We start from the raw sequence: 15,223 nt of genomic DNA on the forward strand, positions 1-15,223 counted from the left end.
CCAGAGCATGGCAAAGAGGCCCGCATGCGCAAGTCTTTCCTCTTCACTTCCGAATCGGTCTCCGAAGGCCATCCCGACAAGGTCGCCGACCAGATCAGCGACACGATCGTCGACCTGTTCCTCGCCAAGGATCCCCAGGCACGCATCGCCTGCGAGACGCTGACCACCACGCAGCTCGTCGTCCTCGCCGGTGAAATCCGCGGCAAGGGCATCTACGAGAACGACCAGTGGGCCGATGGCGTGCTCGAAGAGATCGAGGCGGCGGTTCGCAACACGGTCAGGGAAATCGGCTACGCGCAGTCAGGCTTCCACTGGGAGACGTTCCGCTTCGAGAACAACCTCCACGGCCAGTCCGCGCACATCGCGATGGGCGTCGACGAGAGCGGCAACAAGGACGAGGGCGCCGGCGACCAGGGCATCATGTTCGGTTACGCGACCGACGAAACCCCCGGCCTGATGCCCGCGACGCTGTATTACAGCCACAAGATCCTCGCCAAGATGGCCGAGGACCGTCACTCGGGCGCCGCGCCGTTCCTCGAGCCCGACGCCAAGAGCCAGGTCACGCTGTCGTATGAGAACGAAGTGCCGGTCGGCGCAACCGCTCTCGTTGTCTCGACGCAGCACGCACCGGGCTATTGCGAGAAGGGCGACAACGCCGATCCCGCCAAGTACGCCGTGCTGCGCGACTACGTCATGGGCGTGTTCCAGGACGTGCTGCCCGACGGCTTCATCACCGACGAGACCGCGATCTACATCAACCCGACCGGCCAGTTCGAGATCGGCGGCCCGGACGGCGACGCCGGCGTGACGGGTCGCAAGATCATCGTCGACACGTACGGCGGCGCGGCCCCGCATGGCGGCGGTGCGTTCTCGGGCAAGGATCCGACGAAGGTGGATCGCTCGGCCGCGTATGTCGCGCGCTATCTGGCGAAGAACGTCGTTGCCGCGGGGCTTGCGCGTCGCTGCACGATCCAGTTGAGCTATGCGATCGGCATCGCCGAGCCGCTGTCGGTGTATGTCGACACGCATGGCACGGGCACCGTCGAGGAAGCCAAGCTCGAGGCGGTCCTGCCGAAACTCGTTCGCCTGACGCCGAAGGGCATCCGCGAGCACCTCAAGCTCAACGCGCCGATCTACAAGAAGACGGCGGCGTATGGTCACTTTGGTCGCGAGCCTGAGGGTGACATGTTCACCTGGGAGAAGACCGATCTGGTCGATGCGCTGAAGGCTGCCGTCGCCTGGTAGCGACGCCTCTTGAGATTACGAAAAAGCCTCCCGCGGACTGGTCCGCGGGAGGCTTTTTTGTTGTTGTGAACTGAGCTTCCAGTCCCTCTCCCCGCCGGGGAGAGGGAGGGAGGAGCCGCTTGGCGACGGAAGGGTGAGGGGCTTTGGAGGAGAGAGTCCGAGCCTCACTCCCCCTCACCTTCCCACCCGGCTTCGCCGTGCGGGCCCCTCCCTCTCCCCGAGGGGAGAGGGTTAAAAAAGCACAACGAGCGCTCCGCTTGCCAAGCTGTCCTTCGATACGCCGCTTCGACAGGCTCAGCAGCTACTCAGGACGAACGGGGGAAATCTCGGCATGCCGCTGCTCGGTCAGGATCTGCCACGCCGTCAGGAACAGCGCAGCCACCAGTGGCCCGACGACGATACCGCTCAGCCCGACCACCTCGATCCCGCCAAGCGTGGTGACCAGCACGATGTAATCCGGAATCCCCGTGTCACGCCCGACCAGGATAGGCCGGAGGATATTGTCGGCCAGACCGATCACTACCACGCCCGAGACGATTACGACCACGCCCTGCCAGATCGCGCCCGTCGCGAGTAGATACACCGCGACCGGCACCCAAACGATCGCCGGCCCGAGCGCCGGCAATAGCGATGTCAGTGCCATCAGCAGGCCCCAGAGCAACGCCGCCGGCACGCCGACGATCCAGAAAGTCAGGCCGCCGAGCGCACCCTGGACGAGCCCGACGATGACCGATCCCTTGATCGTCGCACGCACCACCGCGACGAACTTGTCGACCAGCTTCACCGCCACCGAATGCTCGAACGGCAGCGCGCGGCGGATTGCGGGACCGACCTTGTCGCCGTCGCGGAGCAGGAAGAACGTCACGTACAGCCCGACGCCGAACGACAGCAGGAACGCGGCCGCGTTACGGCCGATCGACAGTGCCTGCCCCGCGATCGAGCGGACGCTGTTGCCGAGGATGTTGGACACCCGCGACTGCGCCTGTTCGAAGCTGTTAAGCCCGGCCTTGTCCAGCGCACCCTGGATCCGGTTCGGCATCGCGTCGTGGATCTGCTGGAAATACGCGCCAAAGTTGATCTGGCCGCTCTGCAGTTTGGCGTAGACCGAGGCGGACTGGTCGATCATCAGGCTGCCGATGAACAGCGTCGGGATGATCACCGCGACGAAGATGATCAACAACGTCAACGCGGCGGCGAGATTGCGGCGGTCGGGCCAGCGCTTGAGCAGCCATTGATACAGCGACTGGAACAGGATCGCCGCCAGCGCGCTCCACAACAGCGCCGCCGCGAACGACGATACGACCACGCACAACGCGATCGTGATCGCCACCAGGAAGGTTATGAAGCCCCCCGTTTCCAGTCGACGCCTGTCGATCATTGCCGTGTCCCCCGTCATATTAACGACCGATCGAGCCGGTCCTTTCAAAACGTCAAAGCCGCCCTCCGGTGTATACCGAAGAGCGGCCAGGACGCCGGCGCTGGTGTGCGCCTAGAAGATCAGCGGAGCTTTTCGCTGCCGTTGACCAGTGCGTCCTTCTGCGCCTGCGGCATCGCCTGCGCGTTGACGTCGGCATCGTCGATCGCGTCCGACTGGCGGTCGCCGTCCTTGCGGACTGCCTTGGCCTGCTCTTCGAGATTGTCGGCGGTCGCTTCGAGCGCGTCGGCGCGGTTGTCCGCGGCCTTCTCGACCTGGCTGCCGAGCTTGTCATCGCCCTTGCCGCCGCATGCTGCGAGCGAGACGGCCATGGCGGCGAGCGTGACGGCGATGGAAAGCTTCTTCATGGGGATAGTCCGTTCTGGTTACGATGCGGTGGCAACCGTCACGCGGGCGTAACGGTTCCGCTATCCCGTTGCGCGTCCTCACAAATATCGATTTCGCCGCAATCTGTGGTCAACGGGTAACACTCGGCCGCATCGAACCGCTCAGGCCGCGGCGTGCTCGATCAGCAAGGGTGCCTTGGTCGCCACCGCCGTCTCGACCGCGGGCGCGACTCGGTCGAACACCGCGCTGACGAGCGCTTCGGCGATCCAGCCCACTGCGGCGCCGACGACGAGATCGGAGAGGTAGTGCTTCCCGTTCACGGGTTGCGCCGCCGCGACCGCGCCGGAGATCAACGCAGCCGGACCACCGGCGCCCGTGATGTCGCGCGACGCAGCACGTGCGACCGCAACCGCACCCGCGGTGTGGCCAGACGGGAACGACGTCTGGTCGTGATCGTCGGTCTTGCCCGGCTCGAACCGGGCCTTGCCGTCCTCGATCGCCTTTTCGGGGCGGGTGCGGTCGACCGACGCCTTGATCGCCGACTTGACGAAGGTCGCCGCCGCGTGCGCCGCCAGCATCCGTACACCGCCACGGATCACGTCCGGCCTGCGCGCGATCAGGCCGATCACGACCGTACCGATCGACGTCGCCACGAGCTGCGGCTGGTCGCCGATCTCGGCAAGGAACCCGGTCGCCTTGACCAGCGGCTGGTCGCGGTGCTCGGCGGCCTTGTGCGTCGCCTTGCGGTCCGCCTTCTCGACGGCCTTCGCGGCGTCCTTGGTCTTGCCCATCAGTTTTCGCCCTGTCCGTCCATTTCACCGCGCACCTGTGCATGCGCGAGCAAGGCGAACAACCCCGCACCGCCCAGCAAGTTGCCGAGGATCGCCGGCACCATGAGGCCTCCGAGCGCCTCGGCGACCCCGACCTTACCCGAAAACACCAGCAGCCAGGCCTCCACCGATCCGACGATCGAATGGCTGAACGCGGCGATCGCGACGACATAGGTGATCGCGACGATCACGAGGAAAGACTGTTCGCGCGCATTCGGCAGCGACCAGGCGAGGATCGCGATCATGAACCCGGCCGGGACCGCGTTGACGAACGTCGCGCCGGGCGAGAGTTCGGTAATCGCCATCGACACCTCGATCATCGCGGTACGAAGCTCGCTGCCGCCGAGCAGGCCCGCGGCGATCATCCCGCCGGCGAGCGCCGTCCCGATGAGGTTGGCGACCAGCACCACGCTCCAGAGCCGCAAGGTGCGCCGCAATGCCCAGCCCGACGGCTTGGTCACCAACGGCAGCATCGCGGTGATCGTGCTCTCGGTGAACAACTGCATCCGCCCGAGGATCACGACGAGGAAGCCGATCGGATAGCCGAGCGAGACGATGATCGTCCGCCACGGCGTATCGGGCAGCGCGTGGTGCAGCGCGCCTTCCGCGATCAGCGAACTGGCGATCGCCATGCCCGCGGCAAGCCCGGAGAAGAACAGCGACGACACCGGACGATCGAGTTCTTCCTCGCCCTCCTCGCGAACCGCCTTGTGCAGGTCCTGCGCATCGGCGGCCTTGAGATCCTCGACGTCTTCGCCGGGCGGATTGGAAGCGTTGTCGACCATTACGAGAGTGCAACGGTCCGCGTCGCGCTTTGCTCCGGCGCCATCGCCCGCTAGAGCGCGCGGCGATGAACGATCCTTCTGTTATCCGCCGCCTCTATGGCCGTCGCCAGGGCCACAAGCTGCGCCTTGGCCAAGCCGCGCTCGTCGAGGAAACGCTCGCCGACTTGTCGGTGCCCGAGGAAGGGCCGATCGATGCGATGACGTTGTTCGGCGAGGACCGCCCGCTGCACGTCGAGATCGGCTTCGGTGCGGGCGAGCATCTCGCGGGACAGGCCGCGATGAACCCCGACGTCGGCTTCATCGGCTGCGAACCGTTCCTCAATGGCGTGGTCGGCGCGCTGGCGCACATCCGCGACGGCGAGCTGACCAACGTCCGGTTGCACATGGGCGATGCGCTGGAGGTGATCGAGCGCCTGCCCGACGCGAGCCTCGACCGGCTGTACCTGCTGCACCCCGATCCCTGGCGGAAGGCGCGCCACGCCAAGCGCCGCATGGTCAACCACGGCCCGCTCGACACGATCGCCGCCAAGCTGAAGCCCGGCGCGGAATTCCGGCTCGGCACCGACGATCCGACCTATTGCCGCTGGTCGATGATGATCATGAACGCGCGCCGCGATTTCGAGTGGCAGGCGAAGACGCCGCATGACTTCCTCACCCGCCCCGACGACTGGCCCGAGACGCGGTACGAGCGGAAAGCGCGGCGGCAGGGGCATGAGGTCTGGTACTACCGCTACCTGCGGGTCTGACCCGGCGGCGGCGGTTCGGCAGTCAGGTTGCGATGCCGCCGCCGATCGCGCGGACGGTGTCGACCGCGATCTGTAGCCGCGTGCTCTGCACCTCCAGCAACAGGCGCTGCGCGTCGAGCGCTGCGGTCTGTGCCGTCACCACGTCGAGATAGTCGGACGCGCCGTCGCGGTAGCGGATCAGCGCGAGATCGCGCGTGCGTTCGGCCGCTCGGGTCGCGGCCAGCTGGTCGCGTTCCTGGGCCACCAGAGCACGCGAGCGGGCGAGGTCGTCCTCGACTTCGCGGAAGGCGGTGAGGACGGTCGAGCGGTAGGACGCCGCCGCCTCGTCATATTGCGCGCGGCTGATGCGCACGCGCGCGCGCCGTGCACCGCCGTCGAAGATCGCGAGCGCGGCGGATAGCGGCCCCAATGCCCAGAAGCTGTTCGAGGCGCGGAGGATGTTGCCGTTGCCCGCCTCGAACCCGCCCGACCCGCCGAGCGTGAGCGACGGGTATTGTGCTGCGCGCGCCACGCCGATCTGGGCGTTGGCGGCCGCGATCCGGCGCTCGGCCGCGACGATATCGGGGCGGCGTTGCAACAGTGTCGACGGTACGCCGACGGGTATCGCGGGCGGACGCTGCAACGTGTCCGCAACGGGAATTGCGAAGGTCGAGGGGGTCTCGCCGACCAGCGCGGCGATCGCGTGCTCGAACGCCGCACGTGCGCCGGCGACCGCCGACAGCTCCGCGCGTGCGCTCGACAGCAACGCGGCCGAGCGGCTGACGTCGATCCCCGAGGCGATGCCGCCGGTGTGGCGCGTGTCGGTCAGGTCGTAGGCGCGTTGGAATGCCGCCACCGTCTGGCGCAGCAACACGGTCCGCGCATCGAGACCGCGCATCTGGAAATAAGAATCCGCGAGCGATGCCTGGAGCCCGAGACGAACCGCGACGACGTCCTGCGCGCTGGCCTGCGCCGAGGCGGCATCCGCGCGCACCGAATTGCGGACGCGGCCGAACAGGTCGATCTCGTACGCCAGCGACGCGCCGACCGAGAGGTTGTTGTACGTCGCGGCGTTGCCCGGCGAGAGCGGTCGGCCGGCGGATACGCGCGAACGGCCGCCGTCGGCCCCCACCGATATCGACGGCAGTAGCGCGGCACGGGACTCGCCGAGCAGACCGCGCGCCTGATCGTAGCGCGCGATGGCGGCAGCGAGGTCGGGATTGCCCGCCTCGATCCGCGCTTCGAGCGCGGTCAGCGTCGGATCGTCGAACGCGGTCCACCACGCGGCGGGGAGCGACGTGTCGGTGGCGGCTGGCTGCCAGGGCCCCTGCCCTTGCGGTCCGAGTTCCTTGTACGCCGCCGCAGCCGGGTTCGGCGGAATGCTGTATGGTGGCGCGAGCGAGCACCCGGCCAGGCTCGCCGCCACGACCGCTGCCGCGCCCAGCCTAGCGCTTCGCACGGGCGGGTCCTGTCGAAGGCGCGATCCGGACAGGGTCGCCGGTCTGGAGCGAGTCCGGCGGGCTGTCGATCACGCGGTCGCCGGCGCTGAGCCCTGCGCTGATCGCGACGCTGTCGCCATCGTCGCGGCCGATCGTGATCGTCTTGAGATGCGCCTTGCCGTCGCTGCCGACGACCGCGACCTGCGTGCCCTTCGCGCCGATCACCAGCGCGCTCGACGGCAGTCGTACGCCGGTGCCCCCCGCACCGACCGGGAACTTGACCTGCGCATAGGCGCCCGGTTTCAGCGCACGATCGGTGTTCGCCGCCTGCAACTCGACCAGAACGGTGCCCGACTGCGGATCGACCGCGTCGGCGCTGCGGGTCAACGTCACGTCGAAGTCGCGTCCCGGATATTCGGGCACGGTCAGCGTCGCGTGCATGCCCTGCCGGGTCTGCCCCGAATAGGCCTGTGGCACGCGGACATAGATCCGCATCCGGTTGACGTCGGCGATCGTGAACAGCGGGGTGGACGCGGCCGTCCCTGCGGTCACCAGTGCGCCGACCTGAGTCGAGCGGCTCGTGACGACGCCCGAGAACGGCGCGGTCAGGCGGGTAAAGCCCTGCAACGCGCCGAGCCGGCGGACGTTGGCCGACGCCGCGTTGGCGATCGCGGACTTGGCGGCGAGGTCACCGATCTTCTCGTCGGTCTCCTGCTTCGACACCGCATCCTTGGCGAGCAGATCGCGCCAGCGCGTCGCGGTCGACGCGGCAAGCGAACGGTTCGCGCGCGCGGTCTGGAGATCGGCCTGCGCGGCGGCGACCTGCTGGTCGACTTCGGGCGCGTCGAGGATCGCGAGCGTCTGACCGGCGCGGACCGGATCGCCGATGTCGACGAACCATTTGCGGATATAGCCGGTGGTCCGCGCGTAGATCGCGGCGCTGTTATATGCCTGGACGTTACCCGGTAGCGTCAGCGCGTCGCTCGCGCCCTCGGCGGTCGGGCGGATCACGGTGACGATCGGGGTCGACTGTGCGGTCGTCCAGGTCGCCAGTTGCGAGTCCGAGCGGTGCCGCGTGAAGATGCCGAACGCCACCAGCGCCAGCGCGATCACCGCCGCGACGATGCCGACTTTCCTGAGCGACCCGCGCTGCGGTTCGGTGGCGACGGGATCCGGATGAACGATCTCAGACATGCGCTTCCTCTAGAATCTCGTCGCGGCGGGCTTTGGCGGCGGCGCGCTCTGCGTCCTTACGGTGCACGAGGCTGAAGATCACCGGCACGAACATCAGCGTCGCGAACGTCGCGACGATCAGCCCGCCGATCACCGCACGGCCGAGCGGCGCGTTCTGTTCGCCGCCCTCGCCGAAGCCCATCGCCATCGGCAACATGCCGATGATCATGGCGAGCGCGGTCATCAGCACCGGGCGGAAACGAGTCATCCCCGCCTCCATCGCCGCCTTGTGCGAATCCCCCAGCTCGGCGAGCCGCTCGCGCGCGAAACTCACCACCAGGATCGCGTTGGCCGTCGCGACGCCCATGCACATGATCGCGCCGGTCAGCGCCGGAACGGACAGCGGCGTGCCGGTCAGGAACAGGATCCAGACGATCCCGGCGATTGCGCCGGGCAACGCGGTGATGATGACGAACGGATCGAGCCAGCTCTGGAAGTTCACGACGATCAGCAGATAGATCAGCACAATCGCCCCGATCAGCCCGAAGAACAGGCCGGAAAACGCGCTGTTCATCGTCGCATACTGGCCGCGCAACGCAACCGTCGTGCCCTTCGGCGCGGACGCCTTGGCATCCGCCAGCACGCGCTTGATGTCGCCCGCTACCGCACCGAGATCGCGGCCGTTGGGGGTCGCGTAGATGTCGATCGCCTGCGCGATGTTGTAGTGCGAGACGACGGCTGGCGAGGTGCCGCGGACGACCGTGGACAGCCCGCCGAGCACCTGCGCCGTGCCGCCCGCATTGGTGCCGGTGACGGGGATGTTCGACAGGTCGCTCATCGATCCGACGCGATATTCGGGGGTCTGCGCGACGACGCTGTACGACACGCCGTTCTCGGGGTTGAGATAATAGACCGGCGCGGTCTGGATCGTGCCGGCCAGCGACGAGCCGACGCTGGCGGTGACGTCGCGCTCGGTCAGCCCGAGTTGGCCGATCCGGCTGCGATCGATATTAACGCGGAGTTCCGGGTAGCGCGCCGATTGCTGGATACGCGCATCGGCGACGCCGGGGATCGCCGCGATTCTGCGCAACAGCGTCCGGGCATAGGCGTAGTTGCCCGCCGCATCCTTGCCGGTGATCTGCACGTCGATCGGCGCGGGCGCACCGAAGTTCAGGATCTGGCTGGTGATGTCCGCGGGCAGGAACGAAAAGGTCGCGCCCGGGAACGCGCCGGGCAGCGTCTCGCGTAGCTTGCGCACGTAATCGGCGGTGGGTGCATGCTCGTGCGCGAGCTGGATCAGGATGTCGCCGTCCTGCGGGCCGATCGTGCCCGAGTTGTTGTAGGTCGCGTTGATCGAGCTGACCGGCAGGCCGATGTTGTCGACCACCGACACCAGTTCGTTGGCGGGAATGATCTGGCGGACGCGACGCGCGATCCGGTCGAACTGCGCCGACGTGCTCTCGATCCGGCTGCCGATCGGCGCGCGGACGTGCATCGTGATCTGGCCCGCATCGACCGCGGGGAAGAAGTTCTGGCCGAGGAACGGGATCAGCAGCATCGACAGCGCGACCACCGCCAGGAAGCCGAGCAGGAACGGCTTGCCGGTCGCCAACGCGCGCTCCAGCAGCCGGCCATAGCCGTGGCGAAAGCGCTCGAACCGAGCCTCGAACCCGCGCTGGAACCGGACGAGCGGATTGCGCGACGTCGGCGTTCCTGCGGCATGGACATCGCCCGCGTGCGGCTTGAGCAGGTACATCGCCATCGTCGGCACCAGCGTCCGCGAGAGCACGAACGATGCGATCATCGCGAACACCACCGACAGCGCGAGCGGCACGAACAGGAAGCCCGCGACGCCCGGCAGGAAGAACATCGGCACGAACACGATGCAGATGCACAGCAGCGACACGAACGCCGGGGTGACGATCTGCGCGGCACCGTCGAGGATCGCCTGGCGGACGCTCTTGCCCTGCTCCAGATGCCAGTTGATGTTCTCGATCGTCACCGTCGCGTCGTCGACCAGGATGCCGACCGCGAGGCTGAGGCCACCGAGCGTCATCACGTTCAGCGTCTGGCCGGTCGCCGACAGCGCGATGATCGCGGCGAGGATCGCCAGCGGGATCGAGATCGCGATGATCACGGTCGAGCGCCACGATCCGAGGAACAGCAGGATCATGAGGCTGGTCAGCGCGGCGGCGATCGCGCCTTCCTTGACGACGCCCTCGACCGCCGCCTTCACGAACAGCGACTGGTCGCCGATCGGCACGATCTTGAGGCTGTCGGGCAAGGTCGCCTGGATCGCGGGCAGCGCATCCTTGATCCCCTGCACGATCGCCAGTGTCGAGGTCGATCCGTTCTTGAGGATCGTCATCACCACCGACCGCGACCTGTCGACATGGACGACGTTGGTCTGTGGCGCGCTACCGTCGCGGACATGCGCCACGTCGCGCATGTAGATCGTCGCGCCGTTGACGACCTTCACCGGCAGGTTGTTCAGCTCGTCGATCGAGCCCGGCGCGTTGTTGAGGCGGACATTATACTGGAAGCCGCCGATCTTCGCGAAACCGGCCGGGTTGATCTGGTTCTGCGCGGCGATCGCGAGGCCGACGTCCTGCGCGGACAGGCCCTTCGACTGCAGCGCCTGCGGGTCGAGATCGATCTGGACCTGACGCTGACGCCCGCCGGACGGATACGGGATCGCCGCGCCCGGCACGGTGACGAGGCCGGGGCGAATCTGGTTGACCGCGGTGTCGAACAGCTTGCCCTCGGACAGCCCGACGCCCGACAGCGCGAGCTGCAGGATCGGCACGGTCGAGGCGCTGTAGTTGAGGATCAGCGGCGGGGTTACGCCCGGCGGCAACTGGCGCAGCACGGTCTGCGACACCGACGTGACCTGCGCGGTGGCGGTGCGGATGTCGGCGCCCGGCTGGAAATAGATCTTCACGACGCCGATGCCCGGCATCGACTGACTCTCGATATGGTCGATGTCGTTGACGGTGGTCGACAGCACGCGCTCGTACGGCGTGATGATCCGCCCCGCCATGTCGTCGGGTGACAGGCCCTGGTAGGTCCAGGCGGCGGCGATCACCGGCACCTTGATGTCCGGAAAGATGTCGACCGGCGTCCGCACGGCCGCCAGCACGCCGACGACCGCGACCAGGATGGCCATGACGATGAAGGTGAGCGGGCGCGATAGGGCGACCCTGACGATACCGATCACGGAGAGACTCCAATCCGAACGCGGCACGACTGGTGGCGACTCCCGGAGCCGCCAGACCTGCCCGACGATTCCCCTTTGCGGCAGCGCAGCAGGGAAATGCAAGGGTCAATGTTGCTTACGTTTCTGGTGCGATGGCCATGAACGCACGCGTGCTGGCACTATGCGCGCAGTTCGATGATTTCGGTGGGGGGTGGAGCGGGTAACGGGAATCGAACCCGTGTATTCAGCTTGGAAGGCTGCTGTACTACCATTGTACTATACCCGCATGCTATTGAAACCATTGGGTTTCCAAGCAGGCTCCCGGTAGTGTTCCAACACGGGAGCGGTGCGGCGATAGCGCGGGCGGGTGATCGGTGCAAGCCGCTAGCCATCGCGGCGCGCCACATACCGGTCGACGACGGGCGCGCGTCCTGTGCTAGATCGTCGGCTCAATCCTGAACCGGAGCGCTGCCATCGTCGGGCCAAGTGTCATCGTCGCGATCCTGACCTATGGCGCGCTGTTGTTCGGGATCGCATGGATCGTCGACCGGCGCGGGCTGTCGGTGCGGCTCCAGCGGATCGCCTATCCACTGTCGCTGGCGGTGTATTGCAGCAGCTGGACGTTCTTCGGCGGGGTCGGCACGGCGGCGACGCGGGGGTGGGATTACCTCGCCATCTATCTCGGTCCGGCGCTGGTGTTCCTGCTTGCGCCGAAGTTTCTCGCGCGTCTGGTGCGGCTGGCGCGCGAGGAAGGGTCGAGTTCGATCTCGGACTTCATCTCCGCGCGCTATGGGCGGAGCCGGGGGACGGCAGCGATCGTCGCGGGGACGGCGTTGCTCGCGTCGGTGCCGTATATCGCGCTTCAGTTGCGGTCGGTGACGCTGAGCTTCGGCGCGATCGCGGGCGTGGGGAGTTCGGCGGAGGTCGGCACGTTCGTCGCGCTGTTGCTGGCGGTGTTCGCGATCGTCTTCGGCGCGCGGCGGTATGAGGTCGCCGGGCGCAACCCCGGCGTTGTCGCGGCGATTGCGGCGGAGTCGCTGATCAAGCTGCTCTGTTTCGTCGTGCTCGGGGTGGTGACGGTAGCACTGCTCGCCGACGTGCCGGCCGAGACGCTGGCGCCGGCGATGGCGCGGCTTCGGTCCGGCTTTACCTGGGGTACGCTGACGTCCGATTTCTGGGTTCGGACGCTGCTGTCGGCGCTCGCGATCCTGTGCCTGCCGCGGCAATTCTATGTCGGGGTGATCGAAGCGCAGGGTGGGGACCCCATCGCCCGAGCGCGCGCGCCGTTCATCGCGTACATGGTCGTGATCTCGCTGCTCGTGCTGCCGCTGGCGCTCGCGGGGATGACGCTGTTGCCGGATGGTGCAGAGCCCGATCTGTATGTGCTGGCGGTGCCGTTGCAGCAGGGACATCACCTCGTCGCGTTGCTCGCGTTTTTGGGTGGCTTCTCGGCGGCGACGGCGATGGTGGTGGTCGAGACGATCGCGTTGTCGACGATGGCGACCAACGATTTGCTCGCGCCGTTGCTGCTGCGGCGGCACGGCGACGCGGGCGAAGGCGAGCTTGGGCGGCGGATGCTGCGCGTGCGGCGGGTCATCATCGCCGCGATCGTCGCGGTCGCGCTGGTGTATGGCCGGAGTCTGGGCGCGGACCTGCCGCTCGCGTCGATCGGGCTGATCGCGTTCGCCGGCGTAGCGCAGTTCGCGCCTGCGCTGATCGCGACGGTCGGGTGGAACTTCGCCAACCACACCGCCGCCCGTGCGGGGCTGGTCGGCGGCGTGATCGTCTGGATTTACTGCCTGTTGCTGCCGTCGATCGGCGAGGGTGTCGGGCCGGCGCTGGCGCAGTTCACGCGGGGGTGGCTCGATCCGGATGCGCTGCTTGGGTGGCGGATCGGCTCGCCGCTGGTCAACGGGACGGTGTGGAGCCTGGGCGTCAACATCGCGCTGATGGCCGGGCTGCACATGCGCGAGCGGCATCGGGGAAACGCTGCGCTGGATCACGTCACGACGTTGGGTGAATTGCGGATGCTGGTCGCGCGGTTCGTCGGCGATGGCGAGGCGGAGGCGATCGGGGTGACTTCGCCCGATCTCCGCGCGCCGATCGATGGGCCCGCAGCGCGCACTGCCGAGCGGTTGATCGCGGGCGTGATCGGCGCACCGTCGGCTCGGAAGATCGTCGCGTCGAGTATTGCCGGGTCGGCGATCGACGTCAGCGACGTGGTGCGGCTGCTCGACCAGCGCGGGCGCTCGCTGCGGTTTTCGCGCACGTTGCTGTCGGCGACGCTGGAGACGATCGATCCGGGGGTCAGCGTGATCGACGCGGACCTGCGGCTGGTCGCGTGGAATCCGCGCTATGTCGAGATGTTCGACTATCCCGAGGGGTATGTCGTCGTCGGGCGTTCGATCGCCGACCTGATCCGCTACAATGCCGAGCGCGAAGGCATCGCGGGGGATATCGCCGCGCATGTCGGCCGGCGGGTGGCGCACCTCGCACGCGGGACGCCGCATAGTTTCGAGCGGCAACGGCCGTCGGGGCGGTGGATAAAGATGGTCGGGCGGCCAATGCCGGGCGGCGGGTACGTCCAGAGTTTCACCGACATCACCGCGGAGAAGGAGGCGCAGGCCGATCTCGAGGCGCGGGTGGCGGCACGGACGCAGGATCTGGCGCGGTCGAACCACATGCTCGGCGAGGCGCGCGCGATTGCCGAGACCGCGACGCGCGACAAGACGCGGTTCCTGGCGGCGGCGAGCCATGACCTGTTGCAGCCGTTGCATGCGGCGCGGCTGTTCTGCGCGGCGCTGGCGGAGGACAGGGCGCCGCATCAGGCGGAACTGGTGCGCGCGATCGATGGCGCGATCGGGTCGGCGGACACGTTGCTGCGGGCTCTGCTCGATGTGTCGCGACTCGATGCAGGGGGCGTGGTGCCGAAGGTCGAGCGGTTTGCGCTGGGGGCGTTGATCGAGGAGCTGGCGGTGCAGTTCCGGCCGTTGGCGGGCGAGCGTGGGCTGGTGCTCGCGGCGCATCCGGGGGCGTTCAGCGTAGCGACCGATCGGTCGTTGCTGCGGTCGATCTTGCAGAATTTCCTGTCGAACGCGGTGCGCTATTCGGCGGATGGGCGGATCTGGATCGGGGCGCGGCGGAGGGGCGACGATGTGTTGATCGAGGTGCGCGATAACGGGCCGGGGATCGCGGCGGCGGATCGCGAGCGGATCTTCGAGGAGTTCGAGCGGCTCGAAAGCAAGGGGAGCGCGGGTGGTGGCGTTGGGCTCGGGCTGGCGATCGTCCGGCGGATCGCGCGGCTGCTTGGCGTGGCGGTGGAGTTGCGGTCGGACTTGGGGCGGGGGACGACGTTTGCGGTGCGCGTTCCGCTCGCGCCTGCCGGGCTGGACGTGGCGTTGCCGACGCCCTCCGCGACACGCGCGCTGGTGCCGGGGTTGCGGGTGCTGTGTCTCGACAACGATGCGACGATCCTCGCGGCACTCGATGCGGCGTTGCGGGCGCGGCGGTGCGTGCCGTTGCTGGCGGCGACGATCGCCGAGGCGATGGAATTGGCGGCGGACGAGGAGCCGGATGTGGCGCTAGTCGACTTCCATCTGGACGAGGCGGAGGACGGACTCGACGTTGTTGCGCGGTTGCGGGCGATGGTGCCGGCGCCGGCGATTGCGCTGGTGACGGCGGATCGCGCGGTTGCGGAGGATCCGCGGTGTGTAGGGCTTGTCGTGCTGACTAAGCCGGTGGTGCCGGCGGATTTGTGGCGGTTTATCGAGGATGCGTCTGCGGCGGCAGCGCGGGGAAGTTGAGGCTTATTGATCCTCCCTCGCAAGGGGGAGGTGGCAGGCGCTTGCCTGACGGGGGGGGAGGTAAGGGAAACGAGCGTTGCGAGGGCCGCCCCCTCCGTCGCCTTCGCCACCTCCCCCTGGCGGGGGAGGATTGAGAGGGGGCGGCATTTAGCTGGAGTGGCTGGCTCCCGGAACCAGTCAGCACTCTACCTTTCGAGCAAGGCATGTTTCCCCGCGAAGGCGGGGATCCAGACTGGGCTCCCGCCTTCGCGGGAGAACAAGGAAT

Annotated in this window: 10 protein-coding genes and 1 tRNA gene; 3 read left to right on the plus strand and 8 right to left on the minus strand. The window is 67.7% G+C overall.

What is annotated here, in order from left to right:
• The first annotated feature begins 24 nt into the window (after positions 1-24).
• Positions 25-1,245, plus strand: a complete 1,221-nt coding sequence (gene metK, locus C8J39_RS05455) for a methionine adenosyltransferase (RefSeq protein ID WP_120299529.1) — start codon at positions 25-27, stop codon at positions 1,243-1,245.
• A 301-nt stretch (positions 1,246-1,546) separates the two neighbouring features.
• On the opposite strand, the gene C8J39_RS05460 is transcribed toward metK, so the two are convergent.
• The 4 genes from C8J39_RS05460 to C8J39_RS05475 all read right to left on the minus strand — a co-directional run bounded on the left by C8J39_RS05460 (position 1,547) and on the right by C8J39_RS05475 (position 4,622).
• Entirely contained in the window at positions 1,547-2,623 is a 1,077-nt protein-coding gene (locus tag C8J39_RS05460) for an AI-2E family transporter (RefSeq protein WP_120299530.1), read from the minus strand.
• Positions 2,624-2,742: 119 nt separating this feature from the next.
• Entirely contained in the window at positions 2,743-3,027 is a 285-nt protein-coding gene (locus C8J39_RS05465) for a hypothetical protein (RefSeq protein ID WP_056061318.1), read from the minus strand.
• Positions 3,028-3,168: 141 nt separating this feature from the next.
• Positions 3,169-3,798 (minus strand): phosphatase PAP2 family protein, encoded by a 630-nt coding sequence (locus C8J39_RS05470; protein WP_120299531.1) that lies wholly within the window; start codon positions 3,796-3,798, stop codon positions 3,169-3,171.
• Positions 3,798-4,622 carry a formate/nitrite transporter family protein gene (locus C8J39_RS05475; RefSeq protein ID WP_120299532.1) on the minus strand — a complete coding sequence of 275 codons (825 nt, stop codon included), beginning with the start codon at positions 4,620-4,622 and terminating at the stop codon, positions 3,798-3,800. The genes C8J39_RS05470 and C8J39_RS05475 overlap by 1 nt, the downstream gene beginning before the upstream one ends.
• Positions 4,623-4,687: 65 nt before the next feature.
• On the opposite strand from C8J39_RS05475, the gene trmB reads away from it, so the two are divergent.
• A complete protein-coding gene (gene trmB, locus C8J39_RS05480; RefSeq protein ID WP_120299533.1) occupies positions 4,688-5,368 on the plus strand; it encodes a tRNA (guanosine(46)-N7)-methyltransferase TrmB in 681 nt (226 codons plus the stop codon).
• A gap of 22 nt (positions 5,369-5,390) precedes the next feature.
• Here trmB and C8J39_RS05485 read toward each other — a convergent pair whose 3' ends face one another.
• The 4 genes from C8J39_RS05485 to C8J39_RS05500 form a co-directional block, all read right to left on the minus strand.
• Positions 5,391-6,806, minus strand: a complete 1,416-nt coding sequence (locus tag C8J39_RS05485; protein WP_120299534.1) for an efflux transporter outer membrane subunit — start codon at positions 6,804-6,806, stop codon at positions 5,391-5,393.
• Positions 6,793-7,980, minus strand: coding sequence for an efflux RND transporter periplasmic adaptor subunit (locus C8J39_RS05490; protein ID WP_120299535.1), 1,188 nt, complete (start codon positions 7,978-7,980; stop codon positions 6,793-6,795). Before C8J39_RS05490 ends, C8J39_RS05485 begins: the two co-directional genes overlap by 14 nt.
• A complete protein-coding gene (locus C8J39_RS05495) occupies positions 7,973-11,176 on the minus strand; it encodes an efflux RND transporter permease subunit (protein ID WP_120299536.1) in 3,204 nt (1,067 codons plus the stop codon). The genes C8J39_RS05490 and C8J39_RS05495 overlap by 8 nt, the downstream gene beginning before the upstream one ends.
• Before the next feature lie 191 nt (positions 11,177-11,367).
• Positions 11,368-11,441, minus strand: a tRNA-Gly gene (locus C8J39_RS05500).
• 235 nt (positions 11,442-11,676) lie between these two features.
• On the opposite strand from C8J39_RS05500, the gene C8J39_RS05505 reads away from it, so the two are divergent.
• Entirely contained in the window at positions 11,677-14,958 is a 3,282-nt protein-coding gene (locus C8J39_RS05505; protein ID WP_243649733.1) for a PAS domain-containing hybrid sensor histidine kinase/response regulator, read from the plus strand.
• Positions 14,959-15,223: the final 265 nt, after the last annotated feature.

The organism is Sphingomonas sp. PP-CC-1A-547 (assembly GCF_003610375.1).
Classification (GTDB): domain Bacteria; phylum Pseudomonadota; class Alphaproteobacteria; order Sphingomonadales; family Sphingomonadaceae; genus Sphingomonas.

Coding starts and splice junctions, on each gene's coding strand:
- C8J39_RS05490 (WP_120299535.1), bottom strand. CDS start 7,980: ATGTCTGAGATCGTTCATCCGGATCCCGTCGCCACCGAACCGCAGCGC.
- C8J39_RS05460 (WP_120299530.1), bottom strand. CDS start 2,623: ATGATCGACAGGCGTCGACTGGAAACGGGGGGCTTCATAACCTTCCTG.
- C8J39_RS05465 (WP_056061318.1), bottom strand. CDS start 3,027: ATGAAGAAGCTTTCCATCGCCGTCACGCTCGCCGCCATGGCCGTCTCG.
- C8J39_RS05470 (WP_120299531.1), bottom strand. CDS start 3,798: ATGGGCAAGACCAAGGACGCCGCGAAGGCCGTCGAGAAGGCGGACCGC.
- C8J39_RS05475 (WP_120299532.1), bottom strand. CDS start 4,622: ATGGTCGACAACGCTTCCAATCCGCCCGGCGAAGACGTCGAGGATCTC.
- metK (WP_120299529.1), top strand. CDS start 25: ATGCGCAAGTCTTTCCTCTTCACTTCCGAATCGGTCTCCGAAGGCCAT.
- trmB (WP_120299533.1), top strand. CDS start 4,688: ATGAACGATCCTTCTGTTATCCGCCGCCTCTATGGCCGTCGCCAGGGC.